Source organism: Methylobacterium sp. Leaf113 (assembly GCF_001423325.1).
Classification (GTDB): domain Bacteria; phylum Pseudomonadota; class Alphaproteobacteria; order Rhizobiales; family Beijerinckiaceae; genus Methylobacterium.
Genome location: NZ_LMNJ01000011.1, coordinates 83,657 through 107,927 on the forward strand (window position 1 = coordinate 83,657; position 24,271 = coordinate 107,927).

The 24,271-nt window shown below is 68.8% G+C and carries 16 protein-coding genes and 1 tRNA gene; 8 read left to right on the forward strand and 9 right to left on the reverse strand.

What is annotated here, in order from left to right; all coding sequences use genetic code 11:
* Window positions 1–2: 2 nt before the first annotated feature.
* The gene (locus ASF60_RS09110) at window positions 3–1,637 is read right to left on the reverse strand and encodes an ABC1 kinase family protein (protein WP_056183618.1); all 1,635 of its coding nucleotides are present in this window, start codon (window positions 1,635–1,637) and stop codon (window positions 3–5) included.
* 248 nt (window positions 1,638–1,885) lie between these two features.
* Here ASF60_RS09110 and ASF60_RS09115 point away from each other — a divergent pair, with 248 nt between their 5' ends.
* Window positions 1,886–2,530, forward strand: coding sequence for an MBL fold metallo-hydrolase (locus tag ASF60_RS09115; protein ID WP_056183620.1), 645 nt, complete (start codon window positions 1,886–1,888; stop codon window positions 2,528–2,530).
* A gap of 587 nt (window positions 2,531–3,117) precedes the next feature.
* Window positions 3,118–5,565, forward strand: a complete 2,448-nt coding sequence (gene gyrB / locus ASF60_RS09120; protein ID WP_056183622.1) for a DNA topoisomerase (ATP-hydrolyzing) subunit B — start codon at window positions 3,118–3,120, stop codon at window positions 5,563–5,565.
* 471 nt (window positions 5,566–6,036) lie between these two features.
* Here the strand turns inward: gyrB and ASF60_RS25135 are convergent, their stop codons facing one another.
* Window positions 6,037–6,549: a hypothetical protein gene (locus ASF60_RS25135; protein WP_200940940.1), complete on the reverse strand. Its 513-nt coding sequence runs from the start codon at window positions 6,547–6,549 to the stop codon at window positions 6,037–6,039.
* Between the two features lie 227 nt (window positions 6,550–6,776).
* On the opposite strand from ASF60_RS25135, the gene ASF60_RS09130 reads away from it, so the two are divergent.
* The 4 genes from ASF60_RS09130 to ASF60_RS09145 all read left to right on the forward strand — a co-directional run bounded on the left by ASF60_RS09130 (window position 6,777) and on the right by ASF60_RS09145 (window position 13,706).
* A complete protein-coding gene (locus ASF60_RS09130; RefSeq protein WP_056183624.1) occupies window positions 6,777–9,077 on the forward strand; it encodes an FdhF/YdeP family oxidoreductase in 2,301 nt (766 codons plus the stop codon).
* 380 nt (window positions 9,078–9,457) lie between these two features.
* On the forward strand, window positions 9,458–10,273 hold the full coding sequence (locus ASF60_RS09135; protein WP_082507832.1) for a Crp/Fnr family transcriptional regulator: 816 nt from the start codon (window positions 9,458–9,460) through the stop codon (window positions 10,271–10,273).
* 80 nt (window positions 10,274–10,353) lie between these two features.
* Window positions 10,354–13,281, forward strand: a complete 2,928-nt coding sequence (locus tag ASF60_RS09140) for a PAS domain-containing protein (RefSeq protein ID WP_156633967.1) — start codon at window positions 10,354–10,356, stop codon at window positions 13,279–13,281.
* Window positions 13,278–13,706: a response regulator gene (locus ASF60_RS09145; RefSeq protein WP_244478378.1), complete on the forward strand. Its 429-nt coding sequence runs from the start codon at window positions 13,278–13,280 to the stop codon at window positions 13,704–13,706. Before ASF60_RS09140 ends, ASF60_RS09145 begins: the two co-directional genes overlap by 4 nt.
* 77 nt (window positions 13,707–13,783) lie before the next feature.
* Here the strand turns inward: ASF60_RS09145 and ASF60_RS09150 are convergent, their stop codons facing one another.
* The 5 genes from ASF60_RS09150 to ASF60_RS09170 all read right to left on the reverse strand — a co-directional run bounded on the left by ASF60_RS09150 (window position 13,784) and on the right by ASF60_RS09170 (window position 21,186).
* Entirely contained in the window at window positions 13,784–14,512 is a 729-nt protein-coding gene (locus ASF60_RS09150; RefSeq protein ID WP_056183629.1) for a sensor histidine kinase, read from the reverse strand.
* Window positions 14,513–14,899: 387 nt separating this feature from the next.
* Entirely contained in the window at window positions 14,900–15,442 is a 543-nt protein-coding gene (locus ASF60_RS09155) for a TetR family transcriptional regulator (protein WP_056183658.1), read from the reverse strand.
* Between the two features lie 222 nt (window positions 15,443–15,664).
* Complete coding sequence (locus ASF60_RS09160; protein WP_056183631.1) at window positions 15,665–18,766, reverse strand: efflux RND transporter permease subunit; 3,102 nt, start codon at window positions 18,764–18,766, stop codon at window positions 15,665–15,667.
* Window positions 18,763–19,848, reverse strand: a complete 1,086-nt coding sequence (locus tag ASF60_RS09165) for an efflux RND transporter periplasmic adaptor subunit (protein WP_056183634.1) — start codon at window positions 19,846–19,848, stop codon at window positions 18,763–18,765. Before ASF60_RS09165 ends, ASF60_RS09160 begins: the two co-directional genes overlap by 4 nt.
* Before the next feature lie 690 nt (window positions 19,849–20,538).
* Complete coding sequence (locus ASF60_RS09170) at window positions 20,539–21,186, reverse strand: hypothetical protein (RefSeq protein ID WP_056183636.1); 648 nt, start codon at window positions 21,184–21,186, stop codon at window positions 20,539–20,541.
* A 362-nt stretch (window positions 21,187–21,548) separates the two neighbouring features.
* Between ASF60_RS09170 and ASF60_RS09175 the strand changes: the two genes are divergently transcribed.
* Entirely contained in the window at window positions 21,549–22,541 is a 993-nt protein-coding gene (locus ASF60_RS09175; protein WP_056183660.1) for a DUF808 domain-containing protein, read from the forward strand.
* 16 nt (window positions 22,542–22,557) lie between these two features.
* Here ASF60_RS09175 and aroQ read toward each other — a convergent pair whose 3' ends face one another.
* Entirely contained in the window at window positions 22,558–23,007 is a 450-nt protein-coding gene (aroQ, locus tag ASF60_RS09180; protein WP_056183638.1) for a type II 3-dehydroquinate dehydratase, read from the reverse strand.
* A 176-nt stretch (window positions 23,008–23,183) separates the two neighbouring features.
* On the opposite strand from aroQ, the gene ASF60_RS09185 reads away from it, so the two are divergent.
* Window positions 23,184–24,026: a 3-keto-5-aminohexanoate cleavage protein gene (locus ASF60_RS09185; protein ID WP_056183640.1), complete on the forward strand. Its 843-nt coding sequence runs from the start codon at window positions 23,184–23,186 to the stop codon at window positions 24,024–24,026.
* A 54-nt stretch (window positions 24,027–24,080) separates the two neighbouring features.
* Here ASF60_RS09185 and ASF60_RS09190 read toward each other — a convergent pair.
* Window positions 24,081–24,157 (reverse strand) — tRNA-Met (locus tag ASF60_RS09190).
* Between the last annotated feature and the right edge of the window lie 114 nt (window positions 24,158–24,271).

Consider the following 24,271-nt stretch of genomic DNA (forward strand, 5'->3'; position numbering starts at 1 on the left):
CCCTACTTGTTGCGCCCCAGCAGCACGAGCCAGCCGATGCCGATCACGCAGACCACCGCGCCGACGGTAATGAAGGCCGGGGTGCCGAGGTCCATGAAGCGCGGGGCGAGCTGCGTCGCGAAGGCGGCGACGATGAGCGCCACCGCGATGCGGGCGGCGGCGCGCTCGATGCCGCGGGTCAGCTTCTCGATGCCCTTCAGCTCGATCTCGACGGTGACGCGGCCCTGCTTCAGGCGCACCAGCATGAGGTGAATCAGGGTCGGCAGCTCGGAGGCGGCGCCGAACAGGCCGGCTCCCACCGCCTCGACCTTGCGGGTGATGCCCTTGATCGAGAACTGCGAGGCGAGCTTGCGCTTCACGGTCGGTCCGGCGGCCGAGAACAGGTCGAAGCCGGGGTCGAGCTGGCGCATCACGCCGTCGGCGGTGACCAGGCCCTTGAACAGGATGGCCAGATCGGTGGGCATGGCGAGGTCGTTCTCGCGCGCCATGGTCATGAAGTCGGTGAGCAGGGCGCCGAAATCGAGGGAGGCGCCGGTGTGGCGCGCCACGAAGGCCTGCGACGAGGCCTCGAGCTTGGTCAGGTCCGGGTTGCTCGAGCCGCTCCAGTCGAGGAGCACGGCCATCAGCCCGTCGGAATCCTCCTTGAGCATGGCGCCGATCAGCATCAGGAGCTGGGTCCGGCGGCGCTGGGACAGGCGCCCGATGATGCCGAAATCGATGAAGCCGATCCGGTTGTCCGGCATGATCAGCATGTTGCCGGGATGCGGATCGGCGTGGAACACGCCCTCGATCAGGGCCATCTGCAGGAAGGCGTCGGTGCCCTTCTGGGCCAGCAGCACCTTGTCGTAGCCCGCCGCGTCGAGCCGGGGATGGTCGTTGGGTGGGATGCCGTGCACGAATTCCTGCACCAGCACGCGCTCGGAGGTCCATTCCCAGTGGATCTTGGGCACCACGATATCGTCGCGGTCGGCGAAGATCGCCGCGATGGTCTCGCAGTTGCGCGCCTCGTTGATCAGATCGAGTTCGCCGTAGAGGCCGCTGGCCAGATGACGCATCTGTTCCTGGGGCTGGTAGCGCCCGAATTCCGGCCACTCGTCCACGACGATGCGGGTGGCGTGGCCCATCAGGCGCAGGTCCGCCTCGATGATCTTGCGCAGGCCGGGGCGCAGCACCTTCACCACCACTTCCTCGCCGGTCTGCAGGCGGGCGCGGTAGACCTGCGCGATGGAGGCGGCGGCGAGCGGCGTGGTGTCGAACTCGGCGAAGATCTCCGAGGCCGGGCCGCCGAGGTCCTCCTCGAGCTGGGGCCGGATGCGCTCCCACGGGATCGGCGAAACCTGGCTGTGAAGCTTCTCCAGTTCCTCGGTCCATTCCGGGGTCAGGAGGTCGGGCCGGCTCGCCAGGATCTGGCCGAGCTTGACGAAGGTCGGCCCCAGGGTCTCGATCGCCCGGCGCACCCGCTGGGGCTGCGACAGGCGGGCGATGTCGACCTGCGGCGTCCGGCGCTTGGCCAACCGCGCGACCTGGGCGAGGCCCAGGCGCTCGACCACCTTGGTGACACCGAATCCGATGAGGACGGACGCGATCTCCCCGAGGCGCTGCCGGTCCCGTGCGGCGACGAAGGCGGTTTTCAGCATGTGCGCAAGGGACCCGGGTCGGGGGAGGGGGAGCCGGCCGAGTGGGCGGCCGGATCGTGGTTAAGGCCCCGCTAGTCCCGTGGCGAGGCCGAAGTTTGGCGGAGGTGACGATGGCGGCGCGGCGGATTCGCGCCAACGGCGATCTCGGGCTAGACAGGCGGCCACCGGCGCCGCCGCGGCGCCACACCTCCCCGCGTCAACCCTGCGCCGACCCGGCACCGCCCCGGCGCCATCCCGCGAGACCCCTGATGCCAGGCACGCCCCGCGCCGGAATCATCCCGGTGACCCCCTTCCAGCAGAACTGCACCCTGATCTGGTCGGACGAGACCAAGGTCGGCGCCGTGGTCGATCCGGGCGGCGACCTCGACCGGATCACGGCGGCGATCGCCGACCAGGGCATCACCATCGAGAAGATCCTGCTCACCCACGGCCATATCGACCATGCGGGCGGGGCGGCCGAATTGCGCGACCGTCTCGGCGTCCCGATCGAGGGTCCGCACGAGGCCGACCGCTACCTCCTCGACAGCCTGCCGGAGACCGGCGCCAATTACGGGATCGACGGCGCCCGGGTGGTGACGCCGGACCGCTGGCTCGGCGACGGCGACGTGGTCGAGGTCGGCGGCCTGACCTTCGACATCCTGCACGCCCCCGGCCACTCCCCCGGCAGCGTGGTGTTCATGAGCCGCGACGCGCGCTTCGCCCTGGTGGGCGACGTGGTGTTCAAGGGCTCGGTCGGCCGCACCGACCTGCCGGGCGGCAGCCACGAGCAGCTGATCCGGGCGATCAAGGACAAGGTCCTGCCGCTCGGCGACGATGTCGCCTTCATCCCCGGCCACGGCCCCACCAGCACGCTGGGCGAGGAGCGGATGACGAACCCGTTCCTGCAGGATTGAGCCTTGTCGAGTGAGGCTTGGCGAAACTGAGGCTCGGCAGGATCGAAGCCCGGCAGGCCTGAGAGTCCGCGGGATTCGCGCGTCGGAGACCCGCTCGTAGCGCCCCGTCATCCCGGGGCCGCGTAGCGGAACCCGGGATCCAGAAACGCAGGTGGCGCAAGACGTTGCACCGTCAGCGGCTCTGGATTGCACGTCCCCGGCGCCCGCCTTCGGGGCCGGGCTCGCCTGCGGCGCCCCGGAAGGACGGAGTGGTGCCATCCGTGATCGCCCTGCCTGCTACGAGGGGGGGGGGGAGGAAACGTGCCCGTGTCCCCGTCCGTCCCCGGCGCACACCCCGTATCCGGACCGATCGACGAACGCCGCAACTGGGGTGGAGGGCGCCGCCGTCGCGCCTGCGAGGCGGCCTTGACCGATCGTTAAAGCCGACCGCCCATCATCCCGTCGTTTCCGGGCTCGCAAAGCGCCGGAAACGATGCATTCTCAACGCGAAACGCCTATATTGCGTGAGCAAGTACGAAACGCAGGCGCGCGGGGGTCCGGCCTGGGCCGACAGCTCAGCCCAAGTGCCCGCCTGCCCGAGGAAGTTCATGTCCGACAGCTCCCACAATCTCGCCGCCGATGCCTACGGCGCGGAATCCATCCGGGTCCTCAAGGGGCTCGACGCCGTGCGCAAGCGCCCCGGCATGTATATCGGCGACACCGACGACGGCTCGGGCCTGCACCACATGGTCTACGAGGTGGTCGACAACGCCATCGACGAGGCGCTCGCGGGCCACGCGGACCTCGTCACCGTCACGCTGAACGCCGACGGCTCCGTCACGGTCTCCGACAACGGCCGCGGCATCCCCACCGACATCCACAAGGAGGAGGGGGTCTCGGCGGCCGAGGTCATCATGACCCAGCTCCATGCCGGCGGTAAGTTCGACCAGAATTCCTACAAGGTCTCCGGCGGCCTGCACGGCGTCGGCGTCTCCGTGGTCAACGCCCTGTCGCAATGGCTCCGCCTGCGCATCTGGCGCAACGACAAGGAGCACGCCATGGAGTTCCGCCACGGCGACGCGGTCTCGCCGCTGATCATCGTCGGCGACGGCAACGGCCGGCGCGGCACCGAGGTGTCGTTCCTGCCGTCCACCGACACCTTCACGATGATCGAGTTCGACTACGCGACCCTGGAGAAGCGCCTGCGCGAGCTGGCCTTCCTGAATTCCGGCGTGCGCATCGTCCTCACCGATGCGCGCCACGCCGAGCACAAGCGCGAGGAGCTGTTCTACGAGGGCGGTATCGAGGCCTTCGTGCGCTACCTCGACCGCTCCCGCAAACCGATCGAGGGCATGCAGAAGCCCGTGATGGTGCGGGCCGAGCGCGACAACATCCGCGTCGAAGTCGCCTTGTGGTGGAACGACTCGTTCAACGAGACCGTGCTGCCCTTCACCAACAACATTCCGCAGCGCGACGGCGGTACCCACATGGCGGGCTTCCGCGCCGCCCTCACGCGCCAGATCACCGGCTATTCGGAATCGTCCGGCATCGCCAAGCGCGAAAAGATCTCGCTCACCGGCGAGGATTGCCGCGAGGGCCTGACCGCCGTGATCTCGGTGCAGGTGCCGGACCCGAAATTCTCGTCGCAGACCAAGGACAAGCTGGTCTCCTCCGAGGTGCGCCCGGCCGTCGAGAACGTCCTCAACGAGGGCCTGTCGAACTGGCTCGAGGAGAACCCGACGCTGGCCCGCTCGGTGATGGCCAAGGTCATCATGGCGGCCTCGGCCCGCGAGGCGGCCCGCAAGGCCCGCGAGACCGTGACCCGCAAGGGCGTCCTCGACATCGCCTCCCTGCCCGGCAAGCTCGCCGATTGCCAGGAGCGCGATCCCTCGAAATGCGAAATCCTTCTGGTGGAGGGCGATTCCGCCGGCGGTTCTGCCAAGCAGGGCCGCGACCGGACCTTCCAGGCCGTGCTCCCCCTCCGGGGCAAGATCCTTAACGTCGAGCGCGTGCGCGCCGACCGGATGCTGTCCTCGGCCGAGATCGGCACGCTGATCACGGCGCTGGGCGCCGGCATCGGACGGTCATCGACCGACCGCGAGGGCTTCAACCCCGAAAAGCTGCGCTACCACCGCATCATCATCATGACGGATGCCGACGTCGACGGCTCGCACATCCGTACCCTGCTGCTGACCTTCTTCTTCCGGCAGATGCCGGAGGTGATCGAGCGCGGGCACCTCTACATCGCCCAGCCGCCCCTCTACAAAGCCGCCAAGGGCAAGTCGGCGCTCTACCTCAAGGACGAGCGGGCGCTGGAGGATTACCTGATCGATGCCGGCGTCGAGGGCGCCGTGCTGCGGCTCGCCTCCGGCACCGAGTTCGGCGGCGCGCAGCTGAAGTCCCTGGTCGAGGAGGCCCGCCAGTTCCGCGGGCTGATGCAGGCGCTCCACACCCGCTACGACCGCGCCGTGGTCGAGCAGGCCCTGATCGCCGGCGCGTTCCGGACCAATGTCGACGAGAACGCGGCTGAGGCCGAGGGTCTGGCCGGGACGGTCGCCCGGCGCATGGACCGGATCGCCGACGACATCGAGCGCGGTTGGGAAGGTTCCGTCTCGGAAGGCGGCTACGTCCTCAGCCGCACCCTGCGCGGCGTGCGCCAAGTGGCGACCCTCGACGCCTCGCTCCTGGCTTCGCAGGAGGCCCGGCGCCTCGCCGACCGGGCGGAAGCCCTGCGGGAGATCTACGACGAGCCCGTCACCTACGCGCGCAAGGGCGACGAGACGACCCTGCACGGCCCCGTCGGCCTGTTCGAGGCGGTGATGGCCTTCGGCCGCAAGGGCCTGCAGCTCCAGCGCTACAAGGGCCTCGGCGAGATGACCGCCCAGCAGCTGTGGGAGACCACCCTCGACCGCGACGTGCGCTCGCTCCTCCAGGTCAAGGTCAAGGACACCCAGGACGCCGACGATCTGTTCGTGAAGCTGATGGGCGACGTGGTCGAACCCCGCCGCGAGTTCATCCAGGACAACGCGCTCAGCGTCGCCAACCTCGACGTGTAAAATCGGAGCTGAGCCAGCGCGCAGGAGCACCGACGCACCACGGCGTGGCCGCCGGGCGTCGGCGCCTGTTCAAAAGGCGAGACCGCCGCGAGGGCCGGGCCCGTCGGGTTCCGCCTCGACCCACTGCCGTCTCGCATCCGGCCGTTGGGCCGGGTCCGGTTCCGGCTCTATGGCGCAGACGCTCGGGCCTCATCGCCGTCGCGCGACACCGCGAAAGCCTCGCCCCTACGCCGTGACGATCCGGTCCGGCTGGTGCGCACAATCCTCGCGCAGGAGGCGCTCCGTGCGCCGCAACGGCTTCTCGGCGGCGCCGCCTTCGCGTCCAACCCAGGCTGCGCCGTGAGAATTCCCTGTCGGCACCCGTGATCGGCCGCCATTCCGGCAATGGCTCTCCCGGGGAAAATCTCTGAGCAGAACGCCACGGAAACGACCCGCCGGACGGGCTCGCCCAACCTCCGCTGTGCGGGTTGCCTAGCGGGTGATCCGCTTCGGGGCGATCGGGTCGCTGGCCGGGAAGGTTTCCTCGATCGCCTCGTCCAGAAGCCGTTCCTGACGGGCGCGAAGGTCCGCGTCGGGCGTCCATGGTCCGGGCGCCCGTTCGGCGGCCAGATCCGCGCGGGACCGACCCTGCGACCGGTCCGGATGGTCCTGCGGCGTCCGTCCGGTCCCGGACATCCTCGCGCCGTCGTCTCGCGGGGCGGGGGCAATCTCGCGCAGCGGCGGTTGTTCGACGACGCGCGTCCACCGCTGCCTGCGACGCATTCCGGACCATCCGGCGAGGCTCGCCGCCGCGAGGCCTAATCCGGCGAGGCCCACGGCGACGATCACGACCGGCCGGACACCCAGGCGCCGGGCCGTCCGGTCCAGCGCGACTTCGAACGCGCCCGCGGCATTGACGGCCACCGGGACGATCTGCGTATCGAGAAACATCTTTGGCACCGATGGTCGAGCGGGCTTCTTCAGCAGATAGTCTTGGGTAATCATGACGACAACCTTCGTTAAGCCCAGAGCATAATCTCTCGAACAAACGCCAAGTTTCGAACAAACGCCAAGGCGGCGGGTTGGAGGTGCAACCTGGGCAGGCGGGCAATGTTTCCCGGCTCCGACGGGAAAGGTCGATCCGGCCGGTCGGCCTCGGCCCCAGCGCGTCGTTCAGGTCGCGGCGACAGGGAGATCATTCGTTGAAAAAGCCCGTTTTCAAGCCCTACCGCATGCCCTCCGGTGGATGGGGGTCGGCCCGTTCGGTCGGCAACATCCTGAGGCGCGAGGGTGTGCTGGCGAGCGTCCCGATCGCGCTGACCCGCCACAACAAGGTCGACGGCTACCAGTGCACCAGCTGCGCCTGGGTGAAGCCCGCGAACCCGCTGCCGTTCGAGTTCTGCGAGAACGGCGTCAAGGCGGTGGCCTGGGAACTGACCGCGCATCGCTGCACGCCGAAGTTCTTCGCCGAGCACACCGTCACCGAACTTCGGGGCTGGGACGATTACCACCTCGAACAGCCGGGGCGCCTGACCCATCCGCTTCGCTACGACGCCAGCAGCGACAAGTACGTGCCGGTCTCCTGGGGGCATGCCCTCGATGAGATCGCCCGCGAACTGCGCGCCGTCGACGATCGTCAAAAGGGCACCGTGTTCTACAGTTCAGGCCGCCTGTCGAACGAAGCGAGCTATCTCTATCAGCTCTTCGCCCGGCTCTACGGCAACAACAACCTGCCGGACTCGTCCAACATGTGCCACGAGACCACCTCGGTGGCGCTGCCCGCCAGCATCGGCCAGCCGGTCGGGACGGTCAATCTGGAGGATTTCGGCAAGACGGACTGCATCCTGTTCTTCGGCCAGAATCCGGGCAGCAACGCGCCCCGCATGCTCCATCCGCTTCAGGAGGCGAGCGAGCGCGGCGTCCCGATCATCACCTACAACCCCTTGCGCGAGCGCGGGCTGGAACGGTTCCTGAACCCGCAATCACCGACCGAGATGCTGACCGGCAAGGACACCCGGATCAGTTCGCAATATCACCAGGTCAAGGCCGGCGGCGACCTCGCGGCCCTCGCCGGCATCTGCAAGTCCGTGCTGGAGGCGCACGAGGCCTCGCGGACGGCGGGCGGCCCGGGGGTGCTGGACGAGGCCTTCATCGCCGAGCACACCCAGGGCTTCGACACCTTCGCCGACTGGCTCCGCGCGCAGAATTGGGACGAACTGGAACGGCGCTCGGGCCTGCGCCGGGCCGACATGGAGGCGACCGCCACCGTCTACGGCCGCTCGCACGCGGTGATCGGCGTCTACGGCATGGGGCTGACGCAGCACCGGGCCGGGGTCGAGACCGTGCAGATGCTGGTCAATCTCCTGCTGATGCGCGGCAATCTCGGCCGCGTCGGCGCCGGCATCTGCCCGATCCGCGGCCATTCCAACGTGCAGGGCCAGCGCACGGTGGGGATCACCGAGAAGCCCGAGCTGTTTCCCCTGGACCGGCTCGGTGCGCAGTTCGGCTTCGAACCGCCACGGGAGGCCGGCTACAACACGGTCGAGGCCTGCGAGGCGATCCTCAAGGACGAGGTCCAGGCCTTCTTCATGCTGGGCGGCAACTTCGTCCGGGCGATCCCCGATCACGGCCAGATGGAGCCGGCCTGGCGCCGCCTGCGCCTCACCGTCAACGTGATCACCAAGCTCAATCGCTCGGCCCTGCTGCCGGGCGAGATCAGCTACATCCTGCCGGTGATCAGCCGCATCGAGATCGACGAGACGAAGATGGGGCAGCAGGTCCTCTCGATGGAGGACACCTCCGCCTGCATCCACGGCAATCGCGGCGTGCGCCGGCCGGCCTCGCCCCACCTCATCAGCGAGATCCGGCTCATCTGCGAGCTGGGCCGGCGGGTGCTCGACCCCAATCCACGTGTGATCTGGGACGTCTGGCAGGAGGATTACGCCGAGATCCGCAAGGCGATCGGCGAGACGCTGCCCGAGTCGTTCTGGGACTACGAGCGGCGGATGTGGGAGCCGGGCGGTTTCCAGCGTGACCTGCCGGCGCGCAAGCGCCAGTGGCACACCGAGACGGGCCGGGCCAACATCGTGACGCCCGGCGGCCTCGACGAGGATGCGGACATGCCGACGGTGGGGCACGACGTGCTGCGCCTGATCACGCTGCGCTCGAACGACCAGTTCAACACCACGGTCTACGGCTACGACGACCGCTTCCGGGGCATCAAGAACACCCGCAAGGTGGTGCTGATGAACCGCTCGGACATCGACCGGCTCGGGCTGAAGATCGGCCAGGCCGTGACTCTGAAGACGGTGGCGGACGACGGCATCGACCGCCGGCTCTCCGACATGCTCGTCGTCGCCTACGACATCCCCATCGGCTGCATCGGCGGCTACTATCCGGAATGCAACGTGCTTCTGCCGATCTGGCATTACGCGATCGGCAGCAAGACCCCGGCGGCCAAGACCATCCCGGTCACCATACAGGCCGACGACGACCGCGTGCTCGCGCCGCAACTGGAATACGCGACCGGCTGAGAGCGGGATCGCGACGAATGCCGCGGGGGAGGCGGCAAGGCAGGCGCGAAAGGCAGGCGCGAACAGGTCACACGCGAACAGGTCACGCCAGCACATCACCAGCCGGCATGATCGATCCGAGGCGATCGGGGCAGTCATCGAAGCCGTGACGGCACGACCTTGACAGTGAAATCCATGAAGAAACTGCTCTTTCTCAGGCGAAAGAACCGATTATAACATGCGTTAAATTGGTATTTTATCGAACATTGGGGAAGTGTCGGACACAACACCATCAGACACTGAGGGATAACAAACGCATACCCTTTGGATTACGGTCGCGGACATCGCCCGTTTGTCTGCCGGCCTGCTCTGATGCTGCCGGCGTTCTGGGAGCCGCATCCATGAACGCCCGTCTTAGCCTCGTTCCCGCTACTCCGGTCAGGACGGCCGAGCCTGACCCCGGTCGCAACCCGCTGATCCGGAAGCTCCAAAGCCTGGTGAGCCTGAACGCGGCGGATGTCGCAGCCCTGGAGGAGATCAGTCTCCCGCCGCGGCTGCTCGGGCCGCGCGTCGACCTCATCCGCGGCGAGGAAGGATCGGGGGATGCCGTCATGCTGCTCGAAGGCTTCGCCTGCCGCTACAAGCAGCGTCAGGCCGGCCAGCGTCAGATCATGGCGTACCTGTTGCCGGGCGATCTCTGCGATGTCGATGCGTCCTATCTCGGTCGCATGGATCATGCGGTGGGGACCCTGGCCTCCTCCGTCGTGGTCCGTATCCGCCGCCAGGCCCTGGCGGATCTGGTCGCCCGCCACCCCAACATCGCGCAGGCGCTGCGCATGGCCAGGCTCTTCGAGGAGGCGACCACGCGCGAGTGGGTGGTGAATCTCGGCTGCCGCTCGGCCATGGAGCGGATGGCGCACCTCTTCTGCGAGCTTCTGACCCGCTTCCAGATGGTGGGCATGGCCGAGGGCGATTCCTGTCCCCTGCCGCTGACGCAGGCGGATCTCGGCGACACGCTGGGCCTCTCGAACGTCCACGTGAACCGCACGCTTCAGGAGCTGCGGCGCCAGGGTCTGGTCGAGCTCAGGGGCAAGAGCCTGCGGCTTCTCAAGGTGAGGCGCCTCCAGGAGATCGGGGAGTTCAACCCGGCCTATCTGCAGCCTGTCGACGGCGCGAAAGGGCATGCTGCCTTCGGGCTGGTCAGCGGGTTGGCCTGAGGCGCGGACAACCCCGTGCCGATTCCCCGCTTTCCGTCCCCGGCCGGTCGTTCAGCCGCGCGCGCACCCCGTGTCGCGACGTGACCGTCGCCGTGGACATCGAGGCGCTTCGGAGCCGACTCGCGGCTCTCGAAGCGGCCCTGCGGGAGAAAGAAGCGGCCTTGCGGGAAAAAGCCGGTATCGAAACCGCCCTTCGAGAGAGCGAAGCGCTTCGCCGCATCGCTCTCAAGGGCGGCCGCATGGGCACCTGGTGCTGGAACCTGCGCGAGCGGCTGATCTGGGGTGACGCGGCGTTCCTGGCGCTGTGGGGATTCCCGGCCGCCGAGGAGGCTCGCCCCCTCTCCGCCTTCACCGATCGCATGTCCCCGCAGGGGCAGATCGCAATGCACGAGATGGTGACCCGCGCCATCGCCAACCGTGAGGAGTTCGACGGCCTGCTGGAGGTCGTCGCGGGACCCGCCCGGGGGCGCTGGGTGCGCTGGCGCGGCGTTGCCGAGGCGGAGCGGCCCTGGATCGTCAACGGCGTGAGCTTCGATGTCACGGAGGAGCACCGATTCGACGAGCGGCTTCGGGCGAGCGAGGCACGGCAGACGTTCCTGCTGCGCCTCTCCGACACGCTGCGCCTCCACACCGATCCGAACGCGGTCATCGCGATGGTCACGGCGGCCCTCGGCCAGCATCTCGGCGCCGGCCAGGTCACCTATGCGGAAGCCGACCCCTCCGGCGATCACGTCACGGTCACGCGGGATTGGAACGACGGCACCATCCCGAGCAACGTCGGCCGCCACCGTCTCGAGGATTTCGGCGCGGCCTTCATCGCGGAACTGCGGCAGGGACAGACCGTCGCCATTCCGGATGTGGCGCTCGATCTCCGCACCGCACCGGCGCGCGCGGCCTTCGCTCGGATCTCGGTCGCCAGCCTCGTCGACGTGCCGCTCGTCAAGACCGGCCGCCTCGTCGCCGTGCTGGCGGTCCACAGCCGCGCTCCGCGGGACTGGTCGCCCCACGATATCGCGCTCATCGAGGAAGTGGCCGAGCGCACCTGGGCCTCGGTCGAACGGGTCCAGGCCGAGACGGCCCTGCGGGAGAGCGAGGGCCGCCTGGCCGCGGACCTCGCCGGCATGCGGCGGCTGCACGACCTGCAGTCCCGGATCTCCGACACGGCGGATTTCGAGGCGGCTCTGGACGAGATCCTGGCCGCCGCCGTCGCGTTCACGAAGACGGACCGTGGCGTCATCCAACTGGTCGCCAACACCGGAGAGACCCTGGAGATCGTGCGCGCGCTCGGCTACGAGCCCGACGCCCCGGTCATCGAGCGTTTCCGCCAGGACAGCTTCACCGAGGGCTGCGAACTCGCCCGCGTCCGCCGTCAGCAGCTGGTGGTGGCCGATATGGCGGACATTCCCGGCTTCGCGGGGACGCCGGACGGTGACCTCGTCGCCGCTTCGGAGGTGCACGCCTTCCAGTGCACCCCCATGATCAGCCGGAAGGGCGATCTCGTCGGCGTCCTGAGCACCCAGTTCCGCCAGCCCCACCGCCCGAGCGACGACGCCTTGCGGCTGGTCGACCTGCTCGCCTGGACGGCGGCCAACTACATCGCTCGCCACCGCGGCGACGAAGCGCTGCGGGAGAGCGAGGCGCGGTTTCGACAATTCGCCGAGGCCTCCTCCGAGGTTCTCTGGATCCGGGACGCCACCACCCTCGAATGGGAGTATCTGAGCCCTGCCTTCGAGGCCATCTACGGCCTGTCCGTCACCGATGCGCTCACCGGCGACACCTTCCGCAACTGGACCGACCTGATCGTCGCGGACGATCGCGAAACGGCGGCGGCCTGCATCCAGCGCGTCCGTGAAGGCGGGCATGCCACCTTCGAGTACCGGGTACACCGCCCCGACGGCGGTCTGCGCTGGCTCAGGAACACCGATTTTCCGATGCGGGGGCCTAGCGGAGCCGTCGAACGCGTCGGCGGCGTCGGCCAGGACGTCACCGAGCTGAAGCGGGTCGAGGCCGCGCTGCGGGAGAGCGAAGGGCGGCTGCGCACGCTGATGGAGGGCATCCCCCAACTGGTCTGGCGCTCCCGCGACGAGGGTGACTGGACCTGGGCGGGGCCGCAATGGCTCGCATTCACGGGCCAGAGCCAGGAGGCGTCCCACGGCCTCGGCTGGCTGGACGCGGTCCATCCCGACGACCGCGAGGCGAGCCTGCGGGCATGGGACGAAGCGCGCCCGCACGGCCGGCTCGACACGGAGTTCCGCGTCCGGCGGGCGAGCGACGGGCCCTACCTGTGGCATCGCACCCGCTCGGTCCCGGTGCGCGACCCGTCGGGGCACATCCTTGAATGGCTCGGCACGACGACCGACGTCGACGACCTGCGCCGGCTGCAGGAGGAGCAGACCGTCATGGTTGCCGAGCTGCAGCACAGGACGCGCAACCTGATCGCGGTGGTCCGCTCCATCGCGCAACAGACCATGACCCAGACCGGCCCCGGCGAGGATTTTCGCGAGCAGTTCAACGCCCGGCTCGGGGCGCTGTCGCGCGTCCAGGGTCTGCTCTCCCGGGCGCAGAGCGAGCCGATCACGATCGGCCAGCTCGTCCGGCTGGAGCTCGATGCGCTCGGCGCCCGGACCGAGGGTCATATCGCGCTGGAGGGGCCGGAGGTGCTTCTGCGCCCTTCGATGGTGCAGACGCTGGCGCTGGCGCTGCACGAGCTGGCCACCAACGCCCGCAAATACGGTGCGCTGAGCACCGAGGGTGGCCGGCTCGCAGTGCGCTGGTTCGTCAAGGAATCCGAGGACGAAGGCCGGCGCCTCGTGCTGGCATGGATGGAGCACGACATCGGCCATTCCACGGAGGAGCGCTCCAGCCGGCGCGGCTACGGGCGGGAGCTGATCGAGCGGGCGTTACCCTACGCGCTGCAGGCCCGGACGCGCTACGAACTCGGGGCGACGGAGCTGCACTGCTCGATCGACCTGCCCCTCACCGAACGAACCAGGAAGGTCAGCCCATGAGTCGCGTCAGTTCCATGAATCCAACCCATCCGACCCATCCAACCCATCCGGCCGGTGCCTCGCATTCCGCCGCTCCCTCGCTCGCCGGCCGCCGCGTGCTGGTCGTGGAAGACGAGTACTTCATCGCGGACGACCTGCGTCATCAGTTGGAGGCCTGCGGGGCCGAGGTGCTGGGGCCGGTGCCGCGGGTGGGGGAGGCGCTGGCGCTGATCGCGGCGACGCCCGAGATCGACGCGGCGGTGCTCGACATCAACCTGCAGGACGAGACGGTCTACCCGGTGGCCGATGCCCTGCAGGCACGCGGCGTGACGTTCCTGTTCGCCACCGGTTACGAGAAGGCTGCCATCCCGAGCCGCTACGCCGGCGTGCGCCATTGCGAAAAGCCCCTCGAGCTGTCGATGGTCACCGACGCGCTCTTCGGCTGACGGGGCGCCCCGGAACGACTTCTTCCTTCAAGGCAGGGCGGCTTTCGGGGGAGGGCGGCTTTGAGGCGAAGGCCGCTTCAGGGGAGGGCGGCTCCCGCGCAGATCCGCTCGGAGAGCGGCAGGATGATGGTGCAGGCGAGACCCGCCGGTTCGAAGCGCAGATCCGCGCGGGCCTTCAGCTCGTAGGGCAGTCCATCCTCGAGCAAGCCCAGGCCGAACCCCTTGCGCGGCGATGCGGCGACGGGCGGTCCCCCCTGCTCGCGCCATGTGACGACCAGGTTCGGCCACGGATCGGCGCTGACATGCCAGGACACGGTGATCCGCCCCTCCGCATGGCTGAGGGCCCCGAACTTGACCGCGTTCGTCGTCAGCTCATGGAAGACGAGACCGAGAGTCCCGGCGACCTGGGGCTGCAGCAGTACGGGCGGCCCCGACAGAGCGACCTGCAGGCCTTCCTGAGCCTGGGCCGACAGCAGCTCGTCCGAGATCAGCGCGTGGAGGTCGAGCTTCGCCCGCGGATTGAGCGTCATCGCGCCCTGTACGCGGGCAAGCGCCGCCAGCCGCCCGTCGAGATGCATGGCGTAGTCCTCGACGCTCTCGCTGGTCTCGGCCGAGCGCTGCGCCACGGCACGCACCACGGCCAACATGTTGCGGACATGATGCTGGAGGTCGCGCGCGAGCTGATGCTGCTCGGTCTGCAGGGCGGTGTAGCGGGCCTCGGACTCGATCAACCGGCGCTCCGCGGCCGCCGCCTTCGCATTCGCCACGGCCAGAGCCTGCCGTAGGGTGGTGTCTTCGGCGTTCAACGTTGCCCCCGAAGGTTGCGCGCTAGCGGAAGATCCGAGCCGGTGCGGCTCGAGCAGAAGATCCGAGCCGGTGCGGCTCGAGCAGAAGATCCGAGCCGGTGCGGCTCAGGCTTCCGAACCTGCCGGCAAAACACGGTGGGAGCGTGACGGCTCCATCAAGGTTCGGTGAAAAGGTCGGCCGCCGCGTTTCGCGCCGGGAACCCCGAACGTCAGGGCGAACACATCCCCCTCGATCCAACGACAGCCCGGTCTCGCCTCGGGCCCTTTGCCGAAAGTTTGTCAGGGATCAGTGGAAACCGGTTGTCCCGACGAGACAAACGAAAACAACAGACTCCAGGGAGTCCACCGGGCGAGCCGGGACCGCCGCGGGACTTGGGGTCATGAGGTTCAGGCGGTGACGGCGGCGCGGGCCGCTTCGATCAGTTCCTGGGCCAGCGTCTCGTCGTCGACGGCCCGGGCCAGCACGATGGCGCCGACCAGGGTCGACAAGGTCGCCAGGGAGCGCTGCCGCCGGCGCGCGCGGGCGGCTTTCGGCGACAGGTCGGCCAGGAGGGTGGCGAGCGCCTCGACCCCTCGGGTGAAGCGCGCACGCACGGGGCATCCCTTCGGCTCCCGCGCGACGTCGTTGGCGAGGGCCGCGAGGGGGCATCCTTTTCCGGGGGTCTGGACGTGGGCCTCCGAAAGGTAGTTCGCCAGAAGGGTCTCGGGACCGCCCCGGTACTCCTCCGCGATCGCGGCGTCGAACGCCTCGGCCGCCAGGGCCTCCTTGTTGGCGAACTGACCGTAGAAGCCGCCATGGGTCAGGCCGGCGGCCGCCATGATGTCGGCCACTCCGACGCCGTGCAGACCGCGCTCGCGGAACAGGGCCGAGGCGACCTCGACGACGCGCTGGCGATTCAGCCGGGCCTGCTCCTGGGATACCCTCGGCATCTGCCGCTCCTCGTCCGTCGCCACCCTCGTCTGCGCCCCCTCATATGGATGCGCGGCATCATTTAAAACAGCTTCCACTCCCTCCGCCGATCGACCGGCCCGCGCGAGGGGGCACAAGCGTGGGCCGGTCGATGGACCGCGCGCGCCGATCGGGCCGCGCGATTCCGGAACGCCCCGCCCCGGACCGGAGGGCCGGGAGGGGTTCGATCAGCTCCGTGCCGATCAAGCCTCGGCCGGGTTCGCCAGCGGGGCTTGTCCGGCCGGCACCGGCGCGGGGGTTCGGCCCACCCGGAACCACAGGGCGTAGAGGGCCGGCAGGAACAGCAGGGTCAGCAGGGTGCCGACGCCGACGCCGCCGATCAGGACGTAGGCCAGAGCCCCCCAGAACACCGAGTGGGTCAACGGGATGAAGGCCAGCATGGCCGCGGCCGCCGTCAGGATCACGGGGCGTGCCCGTCGCACCGTGGATTCCACGATGGCCTCGTAGTTCGACAGCCCCGCCGCCTGATCGTGGTGGATCTGGTCGACCAGGATCAGGGTGTTGCGCATCAGGATGCCCGACAGGGCGATCAGCCCGAGGATCGCGTTGAAGCCGAAGGGCTGGTGGAAGAGGAGCAGGGTCGGCGCCGCGCCCACGAGGCCGAGCGGGGCGGTGGCGAAGACCATGAACATGGTGGCGAAGGAGCGCACCTGGATCATGATCACCGTCAGCGTCACGATCAGCATGATGGGGAACACCGCCACCAGCGACAGCATCGCCTTCTCGCTCTCCTCCACGGCGCCGGCCGTGTCGATGCGATAGCCCGACGGAAGCTTGGCCTTGATCGGCGCCAGCAGGGGGAAGACCTGGGCGTGGATGTCGGGCGGCTGCTTCCCGTCGAGCACGTCACCCTGGACGCGGATGTAGGTCTCGCGGTTGTAGCGCTTGAGAACCACGTCCTCGGTGCGGCTCTCCAGCCGGACCACCTGGGAGACCGGCACCTGCCGTCCGTCTTTCGTCGCCAGGGTCAGGTCGCCGATCTCGCCGAGCGAGCGTCGCTCGGGGCCGGGGCTGCGCAGCAGCACGTCGACGGAGCGCAAGTTTTCCCGCACCTGGGTGGCGGGCGTGCCGTTGAGGTAGGTCTGCAATTGCTGGCCGGCCTCCTTCGGGGTCAGGCCGATCAGGCGCAGGCGCTCCTGGTCGAGGGCGAGATGCAGGCTCGGGGTCTTGTCGCCCCAGTCGAGGTGGACGAGGCGCATGTTGGCATTGGCCGCCATCACCTCCCGAACCTCGGCGGCGATGCCCCGGATCACGTCGAGATCGGGTCCGACCACCCGGAAGGCGACGGGAAAGCGGATCGGCGGGCCGAACACGATCTGCAGCACGCGCACCCGGGCCTCGGGGAAGCGGCCCTCGTCCACGAGTGCGCGGACCTTGCCCCGCAGGGCGTCGCGGGCCTGGGCGTCGGCCGTCTGCACCACGATCTGCGCGAAGGCCGGATCGGGTAGTTCGGGGTCGAAGGAGAGCACGAAGCGGGGCATGCCCTGACCGATGTAGCTCGTGATCTCGCCCGCCTCCGGCAGATCGCGCAATGCCGCCTCGACCCGCTTGACGCTGGCCTCGGTAGTCCTGAAGGCCGAACCCGCCGGCAGGGTGACCTCGACGATGAGTTCGGGCCGCTCCGAATTGGGGAAGAACTGCTGCTCGACCCGCCCCATCGCCACCACGGCGAGCGCGAACAGCCCGACCGTGATGCCGGCGGCGAGCCACTTGTGGTCGACTGACATCCGTACGAGGCGGCGCAGGCGCTCGTAGTTCTTGGTGGCGTAGATCGCCTCGTGTCCCCCCTCGACCTTCTTGATGTTCGGCAGCAGCTTGACGCCGAGATAGGGCGTGAAGGTCACGGCCACGATCCACGAGATGATCAGCGAGAAGGCCACCACCCAGAAGATGTTGCCGGCATATTCGCCCGCCGTGGAGGCGGCGAAGCCCACCGGCAGGAAGCCCGCGATGGTCACCAGCGTGCCGGTGAGCATCGGCGCGGCGGTGGCGCTCCAGGCATAGGTCGCAGCCTCGATGCGGTCGGCGCCTTCCTCCATGCGCACCACCATCATCTCGATGGCGATGATGGCGTCGTCGACGAGAAGTCCCAGCGAGATGATGAGGGCGCCCAGCGTGATCCGGTCGAAATCGCGGCCGGTGATCATCATCACCACGAACACCGCCGACAGGGTGAGTGGCACGGCCAGCGCCACCACGATTCCGACCCGGAAGCCGAGCGCCACCAGGGACACGAAGATCACCACGCCGAGGGCGGTGAAGAACTTGACCATGAACTCGTGGATGGCGTCGTCGATGACCTTGGCCTGGTCGGTGATCTTGGTGAACGTGATGCCGACCGGAGTCTCGTGGTGGATCGCCACCTCCTCGGCGTTGAGGGCCTCGCCGAGCTTCAGCCCGTTGAAGCCGGGCTTCATCACCAGGCCGAGCATCAGAGCCGGCGCGCCGTCGTTGCGGATTTCGAAGGTCTTGGGGTCCTCGTAGCCGCGCGTGACCTCAGCGATATCGCCGAGCTTGAGGCTGCGGTCGCCGGCGGCCACCGGCAGGTCGCGGATCGCATCGATCCCGTCGATCGCGCCGTCGAGGCGCAGGTACACGCGCGGGCCCGCGGCCTCGACGAAGCCGGCCGGCGTGACATCGTTCTGGTTGGCCAGCGCGGCAAGCAGCTGCTGGCCGGTGATGCCGAGGGTGGCGAGGCGCTGGTAGGAGATCTCGACGAAGATCTTCTGCGCCTGCTCGCCCAGGATGTTGATCTTCTCGACGCCGGGCACGCGCAGCAGGCGCTGGCGCATGTCCTCGGCCCGCAGCACCAGCTGGCGGTGCGGCAGGCCCCGGGCCTGCACGGCGTAGAGGGCGAAGTAGATGTCCGAGAACTCGTCGTTGAACAGCGGCCCGAGCACGCCGCGCGGCAGGCTTGAGGCTTGATCCGACAGCTTCTTCCGCGCTTGATAGAACTCCGAGGCGAGCTTGGCCGGGGGCATGTTGTCCTTGAAGATGACCTTCGTCATCATCAGCCCGGGACGGACCGTCGTCTCGGCCCTGTCGTAATAGACCAGTTCCTGCAGACGCTTCTCCAGAGGATCGGCGACCTGGCGCTGCATCTCCTCCGCCGTGGCGCCGGGCCAGGCGGCCGAGACCGTCATCACCTTCACGGTGAAGGCCGGGTCCTCGGCCCGCCCGAGCTTCTCGAAGGCGAAGAAGCCCGCCCCCGTCAGCGCGATCAGCAGGAACAGCGTGACGGCCCGCTCGCGAACGGCGAGCGCCGAGAGGTTGAAGCCGCTCATCGCACCACACCCGTCATGCTCGGCGGCGCCTGGCGCACCCGCTGGTCGGCCTTGAGGAGATGGGCACCGAGCGCCACGATCCGGTCGCCCGGGGCCAGGCCGGCGGCGATCTCGGCGCGCTCCTCGCCCATGCGGGCGACCTGCACGGGCTGGGGCCTCACCGTCTCGGTGGCGGCGTCGTAGCGCCAGACGGCGCTGCCGTGCCCCTGATCGAACAGGGCGCCGAGCGGAACCTCCACCCGGGCGGCCCGGCCGGCGTCGAGGGCGCGGAGTTGCAGGGTCACGGTGGCGCCGAGCGACGCGGCCTCGCCGCCGCCCGACAGGATGTAGCGTGCCCGGTAGGTGCGGGTGGCCGGATCAGCCGTGGCGGAGAGTTCGCGCAGGCGTGCCGGGTAGGTCGCCGCTCCGTCGGCGTAGAGAGTGGCGGAGGCCTCGCCTTCGGCAGCCCGCCGGCTGCCCTCGGGCAGGAACACCTCCGCCTCGCGCGCGCCGTCGCGGGCGAGCTTCACCACCGTCTGGCCGGCAGCGACCACCTGGCCGGGCTCGGTGGGAACCTCCATCACCACGCCGTCGGCATCGGCCTGGAGCTCCGCGTAGCCGGCCTGGTTCTGGATCTGGCTGGCCTGGGCCTCCGCATTGGCGAATTGCGCGTTCGCCGCGTCCGCCGCACCCTTGTTCTGGTCGTAGGTCTGTTTCGAGGTCCAGCCGTCGGCCACCAGCTTGCGGCTGCGCTCCTCGTCGGCCCGAGCCTTGATCATCTGGGCACGGGCCGCCTCGACCGAGGCGCGGGCGGCGTTGAGCGCCAAGGTGAAATCGGTGCGGTCGAGGCGCATCAGCGGCTGGCCAAGGCGCACGCGGTCGCCCGGATCGACCAGGCGCTGGAAGATCTTGCCGCCGACCCGGAAGCCGAGGTTGCTCTCGGTGCGGGCACGGATCACTCCGGTGTAGCGCGCAACGCCACCCGGGGCGGACGCGACCACCACGGTCTGAACCAGCGGCGGCTCCGGCGTCACCGCCGTCTCGGCCGGCGAGCAGGCCGACAGGGCCAGGCCCGCGAGCCCCAGCATCACCCTCGTATCCATTCTGCGCCCCACGGTCGAACCATCCGCCTATAAAAATGATGATCATCATCTATTTTGGCATGGCGAAGCTGTCAATGGGCGCCGGATCGAGAATTCCGGCCCAGCGCGCACCGACAGGCTGCTGACCAGGCAGCATCGTCAAACGGCACCGGCGCGCAGCTCATGGGCGAGCGGTCGTGCGAGGGCAGGGCGAGGACAGAACGAAGACAGGGAGCGCCGGCTTCCACCCGGGTCGATGGTCGGTGGTCGGTGGTCGGCGATCCACCACAACCTGACGCCATGGCCAGTCGGCACTCCGGCACCGGTGCGCCGAGCCCGCGGCTCCGCGTCCTCACCACATGGTTTCCGGGAACACCGGTTCGCGCACAACCCGGTACGGCTGACCGGGCGGCTTCAAGGCCGCCTTGCGATCGTGCGAGTCTGTGAGGAGGCATTGGGGCGGCCGGGAGCCCCTGCCGCCGAGCGAAGTCAGCCGAGCCCCCACCTCATCGCTCCGAGCCCGAAGGACACATCCCCGGATGAGCGAATCCAGCGGCCTCACGCGGGGAGGGCAACCGCACCGTGGCGGCGCTTCCGGTTCGGGTTCGGCGGGGGTGAGCCCGGCTGAGGAGGACGCGCCATCCCGGCCCGCCAACGGTCGGGCCCGACATCATCGGCTGGAGGTCCAGGACCGACGCGGGGACGCGCGCTCTACCAGAGCGCGCGGGGCAGGCGCCGCTTCCAACGCTCCCCGGGGCGCAGGGCGACGTCCTTCTGGACCCGGCGCGTCGCCCGCAGCGATGCCGCCGGGGCGTCGGTCGGGGACGCCATCGAGGCTGGTCGTGCGACAGGCGGGGCGGCCGCAGCCGGCGGCACCGTCGCTTCTTGCTGCACCTGCAAGGCCGCGCGCGGGCTGGCGTCGAAGTCCGACGTATCTTTCAAACCGGATTTCGGCTTGGCCTGACGCGGCGCGGGAGGCTTGACGCGCCGGACGCGTGGCAACCGCTCGACCACGGGTGCGGCCTGAACCTCCGGTTCGGGCGAGGGTACGAACATCGGCAGCAGGCTCGGCAGGATGCGCCGGGCCGGGGCCTCGGGTGTGGACGACTCAAGCTTGGATGAGGCGAGCTTGGAAGACCCAGACTTCGACGTCCCGGACTTGGATGTCCCGGATTTGGACGCGCTCGCCTCACCCCACGCCGCGGGGGCGGCCGGCGCTTCGACGCGGGTGTCCGCATCCTCCAGGGAAACGTCGTGCCAGAGGTTCTGGTCTTTGCGGGGACGGGCGGAGGCCTCGGACAGCGAGGCGCGGTTGTGCTTGATTTCGACCGTGAACGGTCGCGCGCTGCGGCGCTTCATCGGCTTCGAATTCCCAGTAAAATCCGCTCGGCGAAATCCATTTCACAACGAGCATTCCGGTATCATACGGGATGCATCCAGTACTTGTCGAGACGATCCCGGCGCAGTACGCACTTTCTCTTCGGCAGGAGGCTCGGGGCCGTGATAAAGCCCGCCGCGAAGGAGCCGACGGCTGTGCCTGAACAGACCTTCCGCCCGATCGCGAAGGTGTGGACAGATCATTCGGTCTCGCCCTTGGCATTCCCGCATCGGCACGGATCAAATCGACCTGCCGTTCGTCTCTAGTAAAGGCTGAGCTTGCCGAGCGCCGATCCCGTACGATGGTCCGCGACGGCCGGCGGTGTGCCCAGGAAGGATTTCTCGTGAGTATCGGACTGATCGCGCTCCTCGACGACATCGCGGGCCTGGCCAAGGTGGCGGCGGCCTCCCTCGACGATGTGGCGGCGCAGGCGGGCCGCGCCGGCGTGAAGGCGGCCGGTGTCGTCATCGACGATGCGGCGGTCACGCCCCGGTACGTCGTGGGCTTCGCCGCCGAGCGCGAACTGCCGATCGTCGGCCGCATCGCCCTCGGTTCCCTGCGCAACAAGCTGCTGTTCCTGCTGCCGGCCGCCCTGGCGCTCGGCGCCTTCGCGCCCTGGGCCATCACGCCGCTGCTGATGCTCGGCGGCGCCTATCTCTGCTACGAGGGCAGCGAGAAGGTCTACGAGGCCCTGTTCCCGCATCAGGCCCACGCCCACGAGGCCCAGCGCGACGGGGCGGCCGGCAATGCCCAGGCGCTTGAAGACCAGAAAGTATCCAGCGCGATCAAGACCGACTTCATCCTGTCGGCCGAGATCATGGCGATCACCCTGGCGGCCCTGCCCGAGGGCTCGTTCTGGATGAAGGCGGCGGTTCTGGCCGTGGTCGCGGTGGGAATCACGGTCGCGGTCTATGGCGGCGTCGCCCTGATCGTGAAAGCGGACGATGCCGGCGTCGCCATGGCGGGCAACACCAGCCGGTCGGCGTTCGGCAGCCTCGTCCGGGGCTTCGGTCGCGCCCTGGTCAAGGGCATGCCGGGCTTCCTCAAGATCCTGGCCATCGTCGGCACCGCCGCGATGATCTGGGTCGGCGGCGGCATCCTGGTGCATGGCCTCGAAACCTATGGCTTGCCCGAAATCGGTCATGCCATCCACGCGGTTGCCGTTCAGGCTGCGAGCGTCGCGGGTCCGCTTGCGGGAATCGTCGAGTGGCTGGTGACGGCGGCGGGCTCCGGCCTCGTCGGCCTCGCCGTCGGCGCCGCCCTCATCCCGATCACGAGCTTCGTCCTGGCGCCGGCCTGGAACAGCCTCGCGCGGCTGCGAATGCGGGCCGCCTGATGCGGCCGCGGGCTGCCTAAGCCTGCCGGGCTTCGCGCAGGTGAGCGAGGTGCCGGATGGCGAGTTCGTAGCCATGGGTGCCGAAGCCCGCCATCACCGCGGTGGCGGCGGGCGACACGTAGGAATGATGGCGAAACGACTCACGCCGATACACGTTCGAGATATGGCACTCGACGATCGGAACCGTGCAGGCGCTCAAGGCATCCAGGATCGCGATCGAGGTATGGGTGTAGGCCCCGGCATTGATCACGATGCCGGCGCAATCGACCCGATAGGCCTGGATCCAGTCGATCAGCTGGTGCTCGGCATTGCTCTGATGAAACGCGATCGTGAGGCCGAATCCGGCGGCCAGGCTCCGGCATCGGGCCTCCACGTCCGCGAGCGTTTCGTGCCCGTAGATGTGCGGTTCGCGCTGGCCGAGCAGGTTGAGGTTCGGGCCGTTCAGGATCAGGATCGTGTCGCTCATGCGGCGGAACCTTAAAGCGAGCACCGAGGGCCGGAAAGGGTTCTGTCACGCGAGGCGGTGCAAGGCCTCCGGGTGAGGGCGCGAGACCGTGCGTCGGGAGGCTTGCGGTCACCGCGGCTGCCGGCCATGCGGAGCGGTGAGGAACGCGACAACCGCATCCGCCAGGGAGACAATGCGTGACAGACTCCGCCAAGACCGACCCCGTCGTCATCGCCGTGGCGATCACCGGCTCGGTACCGCGCAAATCCGACACTCCCGCCCTTCCGGTGACTGTGGCCGAGCAGATCGCCTCGACCCGGGAGGCGTACGAGGCGGGCGCCACCCTGGCGCATATCCATGTGCGCAACGACGATGAGACCCCGTCCTCCGACCCGGACCGATTCGCCGCCGTGCAGGATGGCCTGCGCCGGCACTGCCCGGGCCTCATCGTGCAATTCTCCACGGGCGGACGCGGACGCGATCCGGCGAGCCGAGGGCTGTCCCTGCAGCACCGCCCGGACATGGCCTCGCTCTCGACCGGATCGGTGAATTTCCCTACCATCGTGTACGAGAACCACGCGGTGCTGGTGTCGGATCTGGCAGGTCAGATGAAGCGGTTCGGCGTCCGGCCCGAGATCGAGATCTTCGACCTGTCCCATCTCCACGGCGCCCTCCGGTTGGCCGAAGCCGGACTGATCGATGCGCGCCCGCACGTGCAGTTTGTGATGGGCGTCAAGAACGCGTTGCCGGCCGATCCGCACCTCCTGGACCTGCTCCTCGGCGAAATGCGGCGCATCCTGCCGAGTGCGACCTGGACGGCCGCCGGGATCGGCCGGCATCAGGCGGAGGTGATGGACTGGGCTCTGGCGCGCGGTGCCGACGCGGTGCGGACGGGCCTGGAGGACAACATCCGGATCACCCGGGAGCGCCTCGCCGCGAGCAATGCCGAACTCGTCGCGCTGGCGGCCGAGACCGTGCGGCGCCACGGCCGCCGGGTCGCGACGCCCTCCGAGGCCCGAAACATTCTGGGTTTGCGCTGAGGGCCGAGACACGAAAAAGCCCGCCCTAGTTCTCCCAGGGCGGGCTTTTGTGTTTGGTTGCGGGGACAGGATTTGAACCTGTGACCTTCAGGTTATGAGCCTGACGAGCTACCGGGCTGCTCCACCCCGCGCCACCTGGGATCGTTTCGAGGGAATGTGGGTCGACGCGGATGGGCGTGGACGAACCTTGTTCTGAGCAGGTCTGGCGGCGACCGACTCTCCCGTGTCTTGAGACACAGTACCAT